The sequence below is a fragment of the Pseudomonas sp. M20 genome, from assembly GCF_045037865.1.
Lineage (GTDB): Bacteria > Pseudomonadota > Gammaproteobacteria > Pseudomonadales > Pseudomonadaceae > Aquipseudomonas.
The window spans coordinates 1,321,142-1,333,599 of record NZ_CP173611.1 but is presented as its reverse complement, the minus strand read 5'-3'; the positions used below and the strand labels follow the sequence as shown (position 1 = coordinate 1,333,599).

Below are 12,458 nucleotides of genomic sequence, written 5' to 3'. Positions count from 1 at the left end.
CCGTGGAGCGTGGGTAGAATCCGGATAGAAGAAAGGCGCATCCGAGGATGCGCCTTCTCGTAACTGGCGGAGCGGACAGGGCTCGAACCCTCGATCCCGGCGTTACAGGCCACTGTTTCAGCGACCTGCTCTACCGCTCCGCTGCCAAGTCAGGCATGACCCCGACCCGGATGGGTAAAAACCTGAAAACTTAGTTAACAGCTTCTTTCAGTGCTTTACCGGCTTTGAAACCTGGCTTCTTGGCAGCCGGGATTTCCAGAGTCTTGCCGGTCTGCGGGTTACGACCAGTACGAGCCGGACGATCCGTCACGGAGAAAGTACCGAAACCAACCAGAACAACGGAGTCGCCAGCCTTCAGAGCGCCAGTGACGGATTCGATTACAGCGTCCAGCGCACGGCCAGCAGCAGCTTTCGGGATATCAGCGGATGCAGCGATAGCATCAATCAGTTCCGACTTGTTCACTCTAAGTCCCCTTATATCTATTTTGAGATGATTCTAAGTTTTTTGGTGAAAGCAAAAACGAGTGCTGAATGGCCTACAGACACTTAAGAGCCGCTTTATAACAAGGGCTCTAAAAAACTGTCAAGGAAGCCCCCCAGGCAAAAGCGTATTAATGCGTGCTAATTCTTTCCTTAGAGTCAGACTCACGTTTTTCTTCCTTGGCAACTATCTCCGGGGCCACATCCGGCAAGGGCTCCGGCGCGTATTGCAGCGCAATTTGCAGGACCTCGTCAATCCATTTAACCGGTTTAATCTGCAGATCCTGCTTGATATTGTCAGGAATCTCCTTCAGATCACGCACGTTCTCTTCCGGAATAATCACGATCTTGATTCCGCCGCGGTGAGCCGCCAGCAGTTTTTCCTTCAGACCGCCAATCGCCAGCACCTGACCACGCAAAGTAATTTCGCCAGTCATGGCCACATCAGCGCGCACCGGAATACCGGTCAATGCCGACACTAGCGCCGTGCACATGCCCACACCAGCGCTAGGGCCGTCCTTCGGGGTCGCCCCTTCCGGCATGTGGATGTGCGTGTCGCGCTTCTCGTGGAAGTCCAGGGGAATACCCAGGCTCTTCGCACGACTGCGGACAACGGTCAGTGCGGCAGTGATCGATTCGACCATCACGTCGCCCAGCGAACCGGTCTTGATCAATTGCCCTTTGCCCGGCACAACAGCGGCTTCGATGGTCAGCAATTCACCACCAACCTGAGTCCAGGCAAGGCCGGTCACCTGACCGATCTGATCCTGTTGCTCGGCCAGACCGTAGCGGAATTTGCGCACACCGAGGAAGTGTTCCAGCAAGTCAGCTGTCACTTTCACCGAGAAGCGTTTTTCCAGCGCATGCTCTTTAACGGCCTTGCGGCAGACCTTGGCGATCTGACGTTCGAGGCCACGCACACCGGCTTCACGGGTGTAGTAACGGATGATGTCGCGGATCGCTTCAGCGTCGAATTCCAGCTCGCCTTTCTTCAGACCATTGGCGGCGATCTGTTTTGGCGAGAGGTATTTGACGGCGATGTTGATCTTCTCGTCTTCGGTGTAGCCCGGCAGACGGATGACTTCCATCCGGTCGAGCAGTGCCGGCGGAATGTTCATCGAGTTCGAGGTGCACAGGAACATCACATCGGAAAGGTCGTAATCGACTTCCAGATAGTGGTCGTTGAAGTTGTGGTTCTGCTCTGGATCGAGCACTTCCAGCAACGCCGACGCCGGGTCACCACGCATGTCGCTGCCCATTTTGTCGATTTCATCGAGCAGGAACAGCGGGTTGCGCACACCCACTTTTGTCATCTTTTGAATCAATCTTCCCGGCATCGAACCGATGTAAGTCCGACGGTGACCGCGAATTTCCGCTTCATCACGCACGCCACCGAGGGCCATGCGCACGAATTTGCGGTTGGTAGCATGTGCGATCGACTCTGCCAGCGAGGTTTTACCTACGCCCGGAGGACCGACCAGGCACAACACCGGGCCACGGATTTTCTTCACGCGTTTTTGCACGGCGAGGTATTCAAGGATACGTTCCTTGACCTCTTCGAGACCGTAGTGATCGGCATCGAGAATGTCTTCTGCACGCGCCAGGTCCAGACGTACCTTGCTCTGCGCCTTCCACGGCACCTGCACCAGCCAGTCGATGTACGAGCGCACCACGGTGGCCTCAGCGGACATCGGCGACATTTGCTTGAGCTTGTTCAGCTCGGCCGTGGCTTTGGCCAACGCGTCTTTCGGCAGACCGGCAGCGTCGATACGCTTTTTCAGGTCTTCGATTTCGTTGTGGCCTTCGTCGCTGTCGCCGAGTTCTTTCTGAATGGCCTTCATCTGCTCATTCAGGTAGTACTCGCGCTGACTGCGCTCCATTTGCTTTTTGACACGACCACGAATGCGTTTTTCAACTTGCAGCAGGTCGATCTCGGCATCCAGCAACGCCAGAACGTGCTCGACACGAGCCGACAGGTCGATGATTTCGAGAATTTCCTGCTTCTGCTCGATTTTCAGCGCCATGTGCGCCGCCATGGTGTCGACCAGGCGGCCCGGCTCATCGATGCTGTTGAGCGACGACAGGACTTCAGCCGGGACTTTTTTGCCCAGCTGTACATATTGTTCGAATTGCGACAGCAGTGTGCGCACGAACACTTCAGATTCGCGCTCGGCGGCATCGACTTCTTCGATCAGCGACACTTCGGCACGGCAGTGGCCGTCAACTTCGCTGAAGCGCTCGACGGTGCCGCGCTGCTCACCCTCGACCAGAACCTTGACGGTGCCGTCAGGCAGCTTCAGAAGCTGTAGAACAGTAGCGATGGTACCTACGCGATAGAGAGCGTCTTCACCGGGATCATCGTCAGCCGGGTTTCTCTGGGCCAGCAGCAAGATCTGCTTGTCGCCCGTCATCGCGGCCTCGAGGGCTTCGATGGATTTCTCGCGCCCCACGAACAGCGGGATAACCATGTGCGGATAAACCACGACATCACGCAATGGCAGGAGAGGCAATTCGATGGTTGTCTTCATGATTTCGCCTCTACGGCGGCCATATGGCCGTAATCAGATGGAATTGAGCTTGAAACCAAGATGGGGGCTGCCTTGAAAAAAAACAAGCGCAAAGCGGATGTAAAAAATGACATAAAAAAAAAGAGGCCCGAAGGCCCCTTCTTTATTCCAGCAGACTGGACACTTACGCGTCCGGCGCTGCCTTGGCTGTCGGCTCACTGTTTTCGTAGATATACAGTGGCTTGGACTTGCCTTCGATCACGCTTTCATCGATCACGACTTTGCTCACCTCGGACTGCGAGGGGATTTCATACATCGTATCGAGCAGCACACCTTCGAGAATCGAGCGCAGGCCACGGGCACCGGTTTTACGTTCCAGGGCACGCTTGGCGACCGATTTCAGCGCGTCTGTGCGAAACTCCAGATCCACGCCTTCCATCTCGAACAGCTTGGCATACTGTTTGGTCAGAGCATTTTTCGGCTCGGTGAGAATCTGCATCAGCGCAGCCTCATCCAGCTCGTCCAGCGTCGCGAGGACCGGCAGACGACCGACGAACTCCGGGATCAGACCGAACTTGACCAGATCGTCAGGCTCGACTTCACGCAGGGATTCACCGACTTTCTTGCCTTCTTCCTTGCTGCGCACTTCTGCGTTGAAGCCGATGCCGCCCTTGGTGGAACGGTTTTGAATAACCTTTTCCAGACCGGAGAACGCACCACCGCAGATGAACAGGATGTTACGGGTGTCGACCTGCAGGAATTCCTGCTGCGGGTGCTTGCGACCACCTTGCGGCGGTACGGAAGCGACCGTGCCTTCGATCAACTTCAGCAAGGCCTGTTGCACGCCTTCACCGGAAACGTCCCGGGTGATCGACGGGTTGTCGGACTTGCGGGAAATCTTGTCGATTTCATCGATGTAGACAATACCCATCTGGGCTTTTTCTACGTCGTAATCGCACTTCTGCAGCAGCTTCTGAATGATGTTCTCGACATCTTCACCCACGTAACCTGCCTCGGTGAGGGTGGTTGCGTCGGCAATGGTGAACGGAACGTTCAGCAAGCGGGCCAGTGTTTCGGCCAGCAGGGTTTTACCGGAGCCTGTCGGGCCGATCAGCAGGATGTTGCTTTTGCCGAGTTCGACGTCGTCAGCCTTTTTGTCACGCTGGTTCAGGCGTTTGTAGTGGTTGTACACCGCTACGGCCAAAACCTTTTTCGCACGCTCCTGACCAATCACGTACTGGTCAAGGATGCCGCTGATTTCTTTAGGCGAAGGCAATTTATGCGCGCTGCTTTCGGCCTGGGCTTCCTGCACCTCCTCACGGATGATGTCATTGCACAGGTCGACGCACTCGTCGCAGATAAAGACCGAGGGGCCGGCAATCAATTTGCGCACTTCATGCTGGCTTTTGCCACAGAAGGAGCAATAGAGCAGCTTGCCGTTGTCCTCGCCGTTGCGGGTGTCAGTCATTCGTTCGATCCAAATCCGATAGGCTTGCAACACAAGATGAAGGCTATTGCGGGCTTTTTCAAGCCCGCCGCTGATCAGACAAGCCGACCAAGCCTATTTTGAGCTGCTTATTTTAAGCTGGGCGCTGGTTGATCACTTCGTCGATCAGGCCATATTCCTTCGCAGCTTCTGCACTCATGAAGTTGTCGCGATTGGTATCGCGCTCGATTTCTTCCAGAGTACGCCCGCTGTGCTTGGCCATCAGCGTGTTCAGACGCTCGCGAATGAAGAGGATTTCCTTGGCGTGGATTTCGATGTCCGACGCCTGGCCCTGAAAACCGCCCAGTGGCTGGTGAATCATCACGCGCGAGTTCGGCAGGCAGAAACGCTTGCCCGGGGCACCTGCGGTCAGCAGGAATGCACCCATGCTGCAGGCCTGGCCGATGCAGGTGGTCGACACGTTCGGTTTGATGAACTGCATGGTGTCGTAGATCGACATGCCTGCAGTCACCGAACCGCCCGGAGAGTTGATATAGAGATGGATGTCCTTGTCCGGGTTTTCCGCTTCAAGGAACAGCAGTTGCGCGCAGATCAGGTTGGCCATGTAGTCCTCTACCGGACCAACCAGAAAGATCACTCGCTCCTTGAGCAGGCGCGAATAGATGTCATAGGCGCGTTCGCCACGAGCAGATTGCTCGACAACCATCGGGACCAGGCCGCCGGCGGCCTGGATATCAGAGTTCTGCTGAATATAAGAATTACGGAACATGCTCTGCAGTCGCTCCCAAATAGTTATGTCTTGAATACGCATAAGCCAGCTCGAGAGCTGGCTTATGGTGTGTACTTCTTAACGCAAAATCAATCAGTCGGCTGTTGGTGCTTCTACCGGCTTGACTGCTTCTTCGTAAGAGACCGCTTTGTCGGTCACACTAGCTTTCTGCAGAACAGTATCCACAACTTGTTCTTCCAGCACAACCGAACGCACTTCGTTCAGTTGCTGCTCGTTTTTGTAGTACCACGACACAACCTGCTCAGGCTCTTGATAAGCCGAAGCCATTTCCTGAATCATTTCGCGAACGCGAGCTTCGTCAGGCTTCAGGTCGAATTGCTTGACCACTTCAGCAACGATCAGACCCAGCACAACGCGGCGCTTGGCTTGCTCTTCGAACAGCTCGGCCGGCAGTTGATCAGGCTTGATGTTGCCGCCGAACTGCTGAACAGCCTGCACGCGCAGACGGTCAACTTCGTTGGACAGCAGGGCCTTAGGCACTTCGATCGGGTTGGTGGCCAGCAGACCGTCCATTACCTGATTTTTGACCTTGGATTTGATCGCCTGACGCAGTTCACGCTCCATGTTCTTGCGAACTTCGGTGCGGAAACCGTCGATGCCGCTTTCCTTGATACCGAATTGAGCGAAGAACTCTTCGTTCAGCTCTGGCAGCTTAGGCTCGGAAACAGTGTTGACGGTCACGGTGAACTCAGCGGTTTTGCCAGCCAGGTCCAGGTTCTGATAGTCCTCTGGGAAGGTCAGGTTCAGAACGCGCTCTTCACCGGCTTTAGCGCCAACCAGGCCTTCTTCGAAGCCCGGGATCATGCGGCCGGAACCCAGTACCAGCTGAGTGCCTTTGGCGGAGCCGCCAGCGAATACTTCGCCGTCAACCTTGCCAACGAAATCGATGTTCAGTTGGTCTTCGTTCTGGGCAGCGCGATCGGCCACTTCAAAACGGGTGTTCTGCTTGCGCAGGATGTCGAGCATTTTATCCAGGTCAGCGTCAGCCACGTCAGCGCTCAGGCGCTCAACGGTGATGCCGTCGAAACCGGCAACGGTGAACTCAGGGAACACTTCGAATACGGCAACATATTCCAGGTCTTTGCCAGCTTCGAGCGACTTAGGCTCGATCGAAGGCGAACCAGCCGGGTTCAGCTTCTGCTCAACCACAGCTTCGTAGAAGGAGGACTGGATCACGTCGCCTACAGCTTCCTGACGAGCATCAGCACCGAAACGGCGCTTGATTTCGCTCATTGGCACTTTGCCTGGACGGAAGCCAGCAATCTTGGCCTTTTGGGCGGTCTGCTGCAGACGCTTGTTGACCTGAGTCTCGATGCGCTCAGCCGGCACGGTGACGCTCATGCGGCGCTCGAGAGCAGTAGTATTTTCAACAGAAACTTGCATGGATATTCCTCGTTGCACAGACGTTAGCCGGCCGTTTCCGACCCCAGAATCAAGGGCATGCATTCTAGTGGGTCAAACTCAAGAAGTCACCCTACTGAAAACGGGTAAAAAAACAGCAGGCATTTTATCGGGGCCGCTACACCAATGCAGCGCGCCCCACAGGCGAATACAACCAATCACGCCAGGGCTCTGCGCCAACCGCTTCTATATATAGAAGAGACTGCCAATCACTCCCTGACGGCCGTTCTTGCAAGCAAGCCCGGCGAGCAGTGCAGCATCATCGAGCAACATAAATACGACGAAGCGCCCTACTCCTGCGTCCGGAAACCGGCCATGCCGGTTTTCAAAACCGCAAAACAAAAAAGGCGCCAGACTGTTAAATCTGGCGCCTTTCGAAATATGGGGTGGACGATGGGGATCGAACCCACGACAACGGGAGTCACAATCCCGTGCTCTACCAACTGAGCTACGCCCACCATATTGCGTAACAAAAAAGCCAAACAACTTCTTTGTTGAAACCCCACCAGCCCGAAGACATGAATGAAGCTTTAATTGGTGCGGATGAAGAGACTCGAACTCTTACGCCTCGCGGCGCTGGAACCTAAATCCAGTGTGTCTACCAATTCCACCACATCCGCAGGTGAAGCTTTAAAGCAAAGGCGCCAGATTGTCACATCTGGCGCCTTTCGAAATATGGGGTGGACGATGGGGATCGAACCCACGACAACGGGAGTCACAATCCCGTGCTCTACCAACTGAGCTACGCCCACCATATCGCGTTACTTGTGCCAAAGCTGCCTAATGGCGCACCCGGCAGGACTCGAACCTGCGACCATCCGCTTAGAAGGCGGATGCTCTATCCAGCTGAGCTACGGGCGCCTTATTAATCTGTACTCTTAAAGGACTACAAACTAAGTGCTTTCCAGTGTTGCAGAACCTTGATTCCGCTTCACCTTCTTAACCAGTGCTAGGCTGTGCCCGACAAGTGCGACGAATAGTATAGAGCGCTCCAAAGGTCGTCAAATCCTTTTTGAAAAAAATTCATTTAATTAAAGGAGTTAGAAGAATTTGCTGACCAAGCGCCTTTGCCCTCACCGCTCGACATGCGAGAATGCGTTCTCATTTTTTCCCCTCTCGATGGTTAATCACGCGCAATGACTGCACAACTAATCGACGGCAAATCGATCGCCGCCAGCCTGCGCCAGCAGATCGCCCAACGAGTTGCCGAGCGTCGCCAGCAAGGCCTGCGCACCCCCGGCCTCGCGGTGATCCTGGTCGGCAGCGATCCTGCCTCTCAGGTTTATGTCTCGCACAAGCGTAAAGACTGTGAAGAGGTTGGCTTCCTCTCTCAAGCCTACGACCTGCCCTCCGACACCACGCAAGACGCGCTGACCGATCTGATCGATCGCCTCAACGACGACCCTGCAATCGACGGCATCCTGCTTCAACTGCCGTTGCCCGAGCATCTGGACGCCTCCAAACTGCTGGAGCGTATCCGCCCGGACAAAGATGTCGACGGTTTCCACCCTTATAACGTCGGCCGCCTGGCCCAGCGCATTCCGCTACTGCGTCCATGCACCCCCAAAGGCATCATGACGCTGCTGGAAAGCACTGGCGCTGATCTTTACGGTATGGACGCAGTGGTTGTCGGCGCCTCCAACATCGTCGGTCGCCCGATGGCGATGGAACTGCTGCTGGCCGGTTGCACCGTGACCGTGACTCACCGCTTCACCAAGGATCTGGCCGGCCATGTCGGTCGTGCCGATCTGGTGGTGGTGGCCGCCGGCAAGCCGGGTCTGGTCAAAGGCGAGTGGATCAAGGAAGGCGCGATCGTGATCGACGTCGGTATCAACCGTCAGGACGACGGCAAACTGGTCGGTGACGTTGTTTACGAAACCGCCCTGCCCCGCGCTGGCTGGATCACTCCAGTGCCGGGTGGCGTCGGTCCGATGACCCGCGCTTGCCTGCTGGAAAACACCCTGTATGCGGCGGAAACCCTGCACGCCTGATCGGTACTTTCAGCAATAAGAAAAACCCGCCTTGCGCGGGTTTTTTCATGCCTGAGAAAAAACTGTAACCGTTCGCCGGAAACCCCTCTTTTTACAGGCCTTTTCACGAGATTTTCAGGTCACTCAAACAACCATCGACAGATCTTCAGCCATACTCCTAGAATGCGACGCTTTGAAGAAATAACCCGTTACAAACTAACGGAATATCCAACTTTTATGAGTTCGCCCGCGTGAAAATTCGTCTTTCGATTCTGAGCCTGTTTTTTGCAGTTTCAGGCACTTTCATCACGCCAACGATCAACGCTGCGGAAACCACCGCTGCCCCACGTGACGCTTCGAGCCTGAAGATCGCCTCCGGCAGCGCCCTGCTCATGGATATGCAGACCAACAAAGTCATCTACTCCAGCAACCCTGACGTGATCGTGCCGATCGCTTCTGTCAGCAAGTTGATGACCGGACTGGTAGTGGTTGAAGCCCGGCAGAACATGGACGAATGGATCAATGTCGATATCAGTAACACACCGGAAATGCGCGGTGTGTTCTCCCGAGTCAAACTGAAAAGTGAGCTGCCGCGCCGCGAGATGCTGCTGATCGCCCTGATGTCCTCGGAAAACCGCGCCGCCGCCAGCCTCGCGCATCACTATCCGGGTGGCTACGCAGCCTTTATCGCGGCGATGAACGCCAAGGCCAAAGCGCTGGGCATGACCAGCACGCACTTCGTCGAGCCGACAGGCCTCTCGGAGCGTAACGTTTCCACCGCCCGCGACCTGAGCAAGCTGCTGGTGGCCGCGCATAAGTATCCGCTTCTCAGCGAACTCACCACCACCAAGGAAAAGACCGTGTCGTTCCGCAAACCCAACTACACCCTGGGTTTCCGTAATACCGATCACTTGGTCAATAAAGCCGACTGGGACATCAAGATCACCAAAACCGGCTTCACCAACCCCGCCGGGCATTGCCTGGTGCTGGTGACGAAAATGGGCAATCGCCCGGTTGCTTTGGTGATTCTCGACGCGTTCGGCAAGTACACCCACTTTGCCGATGCCAGCCGTATTCGCAGCTGGGTGGAAACTGGCAGGAGTGCCAACGTTCCTGCAGTGGCTCAGCAATACAAGGCCGAGAAAAACCTCAAGTCGCGCCAGAGCGGCGTGGTTGAAGCCTCCAAGTAACCCGTCGCACAAGAAAAAGCCCCGAATCCTCGGGGCTTTTTTTCATCTGCGGATCAGTCATTGGGCAGCGGCATCTTGTCGTCATCGGGAATGCCATCGCCTGCACTCGGATCCCGTGCAGGCTCGGGTGTCAGCACATTAGGCCGAGCCATCGGGTCACGCAGCGGGCTGTCCGGGTCCAGCACCGGATCAACCTCTGGCTCCGCCGTCGTAGGTACGCTGTCCGGTTTTTGGTCATCGAAGCTTGAATCGGTACTCATACGCACCTCACATCAAGGTTTCAGATTGGCTAACGGGTCATACGGCTTGGCCGGTTGCTTGTCGTCTTCGCCGGGCTTCACGTCTTTGGGGGCTTTCGCAGGGCCGACGGGATCGACTTGCGGATCATCAAGATCCGGCGAATCCGGATCAAAGCCCAGATCATGACCCGAAGAGTGCTCGGAAGAATGTGGGCCTTTCGGGGATTGGGGATCTGTCATGTTCGCCTCCTGATTCACCCGCAAACGACGGGCTATAAAGGTAAGAGGCGTGCCGGGCGAAGTCGTGCCCGGCAAATGACGAACGGAGACTCAGTGGGCGGCCAGCGCTTTCTTCGCCTGCGCCGCTTCGTTTTCCTGACCGGCCTGGGCCAGTTCATCGGCCGCTTTGAGCCAGCGTTGCCGGTCGACGGCAGCAGGAATCTGCGACGGTTTCTGAATCAGCACGGCCCAGCCACCAGACTTTTCCAGCGCCGACTCAAAGGAACTGAAACTCATCAATTCGCGGCGGTTCATGCCGGCGCGCAGCAGAACCTTCTGTTTGTTGCGGTCATAACCGGACAGGATCGCGTAACGCGGCTCGGCCCAGAATGCCGAGCCCTCGCTGAACCGGACCATCACCGGATAACCCGCCGCCACTTGGGTCAACAGCGCTGGCAGGTTGCTGTCCAGCGGATAAACCACCATGCCGTACTCACGGGCAAGGTTCTGCAGGTTCTGCTGTAATTTGTCCTCGGCACCCGGCAGATGCAGTGGTTTTTCCAGCAAGCCCGGGGTGATCACGATGCCCTGCTGCGAAAGCAGGCTGGCCAGTACTTGCGGTCCGCTCTGGTTGGCTTCTCCGCGATAGAACGTGCCGCTGAGTTCGACCCGCTCCGGCAGACGCTTGACCTCAGGCGCGACACTGCCTGCACACCCGGCCAACATGGCCGCGCACCCGGCCAGCAGCAGCGCCACACGAATTCGAGAAAATACCTGCACCATCGTTACTCTCTGTTCAGACGCCGGTCATCGTGTTCCGGCAACGCCTGCGATCATAGGGCCGCGCCAGGCTGCGGTATAGCCTTAAGCGGCAGACCCATCAATTGCATAGAGCAAACTGATTGGTCACCAGCGACCTTTGGTCAATAGCCTGAAACACCCCATTGTCTAGACTGTCACTGAAACAGAGCGAATTGAAAAAGTGGGCGCCCGATGCAGGGCGAAGAGGAGGCACTGATGAGCCTGACCATGACTATTGTGATGTTGATTGCCGGCTGGCTGGCCGTGGCTGCCGCCATGTTGTGGGGGGTGCTGCGGATTTCGCGGCGCCACCATCACCATTCGGTGCAGCCTGCTGCGGTTGAGAAAGCCGAGGAGCACCGGGTACGCCACGCGACTGCGCATTCGCATTGAGGATTAACGTCAAAAGCGAAAAGCCCCTCACCCTAGCCCTCTCCCAGAGGGAGAGGGGACTGATCAGGTTGTCTTTTCGAGTTACGCCGACCTGAAATATCGAGCCGAACTCAGGTTCGAAAACTACACAGATCGGCTCCCTCTCCCTCGGCAGAGGGCTGGGGTGAGGGGCTGGTTTTACCGGATATAGAAAACCCGAAATGAAAAAAGGCCGCTTGAACTGAGTTCAAGCGGCCTTTTTGGCTTACTGGCGGTTACACCTGCTCAGCCAGCTTCTTCTGCTTCGCCCGACGCGACATCATGTTCAGGACTTCAATCGAAGCCGAGAACGCCATCGCCGCATACACATAACCTTTCGGTACGTGGGCGCCAAAGCCTTCAGCGATCAAGGTCATACCAATCATGATCAGGAAGCCCAGGGCCAGCATCACCACAGTCGGGTTGTCGTTGATGAACTTGGCGAGCGGCTCAGCAGCGAACAGCATCACCAGTACCGACACCACCACCGCGATGATCATGATCGGCAAGTGTTCAGTCATGCCGACCGCGGTAATGATGCTGTCGATCGAGAACACCATGTCGAGCATCAGGATCTGGCCAATGGCAGCGGCAAAACCGAGGGTAACCGTCGAGGTCGCCGACTTTGGATCTTCCGGTGCCGGATCCATGCTGTGATGGATCTCGGTCGTGGCTTTCCAGACCAGGAACAGACCACCGGCAATCAGGATCATGTCCTTCCAGGAGAACGCCTGACCCAGGATTTCGATCACCGGCGCAGTCAGTTGCACGATGAAGGCGATGGTGCTCAACAGCGCTAGACGCAGGATCAACGCCATGCCGATACCGATGCGGCGCGCCTTCTGCTGATATTGCTTAGGCAGCTTGTTGGTCAGGATCGAGATAAAGATCAGGTTATCGATGCCGAGCACGATTTCCATCACCACCAATGTGGCCAAAGCAACCCAAGCGGTGGGGCTGGCGGCGAGCTGTAACAGATATTCCATGGGTCAGTCCTGACTCT

General features: G+C 56.1%; 12 protein-coding genes and 4 tRNA genes. 3 read left to right on the top strand and 13 right to left on the bottom strand.

Translation table 11 applies throughout. The features are described 5' to 3' along the window. Positions 1–190: 190 nt before the first annotated feature. The 9 genes from ACI514_RS06080 to ACI514_RS06040 all read right to left on the bottom strand — a co-directional run bounded on the left by ACI514_RS06080 (position 191) and on the right by ACI514_RS06040 (position 7,486). Positions 191–463, bottom strand: coding sequence for an HU family DNA-binding protein (locus ACI514_RS06080; protein ID WP_003183171.1), 273 nt, complete (start codon positions 461–463; stop codon positions 191–193). A 148-nt stretch (positions 464–611) separates the two neighbouring features. Beyond that, positions 612–3,008 carry an endopeptidase La gene (gene lon, locus ACI514_RS06075; RefSeq protein WP_160058690.1) on the bottom strand — a complete coding sequence of 799 codons (2,397 nt, stop codon included), beginning with the start codon at positions 3,006–3,008 and terminating at the stop codon, positions 612–614. Positions 3,009–3,171: 163 nt separating this feature from the next. After that, positions 3,172–4,455: an ATP-dependent Clp protease ATP-binding subunit ClpX gene (gene clpX, locus ACI514_RS06070; RefSeq protein ID WP_003223632.1), complete on the bottom strand. Its 1,284-nt coding sequence runs from the start codon at positions 4,453–4,455 to the stop codon at positions 3,172–3,174. Between the two features lie 112 nt (positions 4,456–4,567). Further along, positions 4,568–5,203, bottom strand: a complete 636-nt coding sequence (clpP, locus tag ACI514_RS06065; RefSeq protein WP_007951559.1) for an ATP-dependent Clp endopeptidase proteolytic subunit ClpP — start codon at positions 5,201–5,203, stop codon at positions 4,568–4,570. A 93-nt stretch (positions 5,204–5,296) separates the two neighbouring features. Continuing rightward, a complete protein-coding gene (tig, locus tag ACI514_RS06060; RefSeq protein ID WP_007917329.1) occupies positions 5,297–6,607 on the bottom strand; it encodes a trigger factor in 1,311 nt (436 codons plus the stop codon). Between the two features lie 400 nt (positions 6,608–7,007). After that, positions 7,008–7,083, bottom strand: a tRNA-His gene (locus ACI514_RS06055). 77 nt (positions 7,084–7,160) lie between these two features. After that, positions 7,161–7,245 (bottom strand) — tRNA-Leu (locus tag ACI514_RS06050). A 56-nt stretch (positions 7,246–7,301) separates the two neighbouring features. Then, positions 7,302–7,377, bottom strand: a tRNA-His gene (locus ACI514_RS06045). Positions 7,378–7,409: 32 nt separating this feature from the next. Further along, a tRNA-Arg gene (locus ACI514_RS06040) sits at positions 7,410–7,486 on the bottom strand. Between the two features lie 275 nt (positions 7,487–7,761). Here ACI514_RS06040 and folD point away from each other — a divergent pair. Both folD and pbpG read left to right on the top strand, forming a co-directional pair. Beyond that, entirely contained in the window at positions 7,762–8,616 is an 855-nt protein-coding gene (gene folD / locus ACI514_RS06035; RefSeq protein ID WP_038362797.1) for a bifunctional methylenetetrahydrofolate dehydrogenase/methenyltetrahydrofolate cyclohydrolase FolD, read from the top strand. A gap of 230 nt (positions 8,617–8,846) precedes the next feature. Continuing rightward, positions 8,847–9,785: a D-alanyl-D-alanine endopeptidase gene (gene pbpG, locus ACI514_RS06030; protein ID WP_150693856.1), complete on the top strand. Its 939-nt coding sequence runs from the start codon at positions 8,847–8,849 to the stop codon at positions 9,783–9,785. 53 nt (positions 9,786–9,838) lie between these two features. Here pbpG and ACI514_RS06025 read toward each other — a convergent pair whose 3' ends face one another. The 3 genes from ACI514_RS06025 to ACI514_RS06015 all read right to left on the bottom strand — a co-directional run bounded on the left by ACI514_RS06025 (position 9,839) and on the right by ACI514_RS06015 (position 11,026). Then, positions 9,839–10,045 carry a hypothetical protein gene (locus ACI514_RS06025; RefSeq protein WP_160058691.1) on the bottom strand — a complete coding sequence of 69 codons (207 nt, stop codon included), beginning with the start codon at positions 10,043–10,045 and terminating at the stop codon, positions 9,839–9,841. A 12-nt stretch (positions 10,046–10,057) separates the two neighbouring features. Further along, positions 10,058–10,264 carry a DUF6021 family protein gene (locus tag ACI514_RS06020; RefSeq protein WP_077573693.1) on the bottom strand — a complete coding sequence of 69 codons (207 nt, stop codon included), beginning with the start codon at positions 10,262–10,264 and terminating at the stop codon, positions 10,058–10,060. A 90-nt stretch (positions 10,265–10,354) separates the two neighbouring features. Next, positions 10,355–11,026, bottom strand: a complete 672-nt coding sequence (locus ACI514_RS06015) for a peptidase C39 family protein (protein WP_160058692.1) — start codon at positions 11,024–11,026, stop codon at positions 10,355–10,357. Positions 11,027–11,260: 234 nt separating this feature from the next. Here ACI514_RS06015 and ACI514_RS06010 point away from each other — a divergent pair, with 234 nt between their 5' ends. Further along, positions 11,261–11,437 (top strand): hypothetical protein, encoded by a 177-nt coding sequence (locus tag ACI514_RS06010; RefSeq protein ID WP_174244461.1) that lies wholly within the window; start codon positions 11,261–11,263, stop codon positions 11,435–11,437. Between the two features lie 254 nt (positions 11,438–11,691). On the opposite strand, the gene ACI514_RS06005 is transcribed toward ACI514_RS06010, so the two are convergent. After that, entirely contained in the window at positions 11,692–12,441 is a 750-nt protein-coding gene (locus tag ACI514_RS06005) for a TerC family protein (RefSeq protein WP_016986876.1), read from the bottom strand. Positions 12,442–12,458 lie beyond the last annotated feature (17 nt).

Bases quoted from the DNA above. Each gene is read 5' to 3' on its own strand.
- lon (WP_160058690.1), bottom strand. From the start codon at position 3,008: ATGAAGACAACCATCGAATTGCCTCTCCTGCCATTGCGTGATGTCGTG.
- clpX (WP_003223632.1), bottom strand. From the start codon at position 4,455: ATGACTGACACCCGCAACGGCGAGGACAACGGCAAGCTGCTCTATTGC.
- clpP (WP_007951559.1), bottom strand. From the start codon at position 5,203: ATGTTCCGTAATTCTTATATTCAGCAGAACTCTGATATCCAGGCCGCC.
- tig (WP_007917329.1), bottom strand. From the start codon at position 6,607: ATGCAAGTTTCTGTTGAAAATACTACTGCTCTCGAGCGCCGCATGAGC.
- folD (WP_038362797.1), top strand. From the start codon at position 7,762: ATGACTGCACAACTAATCGACGGCAAATCGATCGCCGCCAGCCTGCGC.
- ACI514_RS06025 (WP_160058691.1), bottom strand. From the start codon at position 10,045: ATGAGTACCGATTCAAGCTTCGATGACCAAAAACCGGACAGCGTACCT.
- ACI514_RS06020 (WP_077573693.1), bottom strand. From the start codon at position 10,264: ATGACAGATCCCCAATCCCCGAAAGGCCCACATTCTTCCGAGCACTCT.
- ACI514_RS06015 (WP_160058692.1), bottom strand. From the start codon at position 11,026: ATGGTGCAGGTATTTTCTCGAATTCGTGTGGCGCTGCTGCTGGCCGGG.
- ACI514_RS06010 (WP_174244461.1), top strand. From the start codon at position 11,261: ATGAGCCTGACCATGACTATTGTGATGTTGATTGCCGGCTGGCTGGCC.
- ACI514_RS06005 (WP_016986876.1), bottom strand. From the start codon at position 12,441: ATGGAATATCTGTTACAGCTCGCCGCCAGCCCCACCGCTTGGGTTGCT.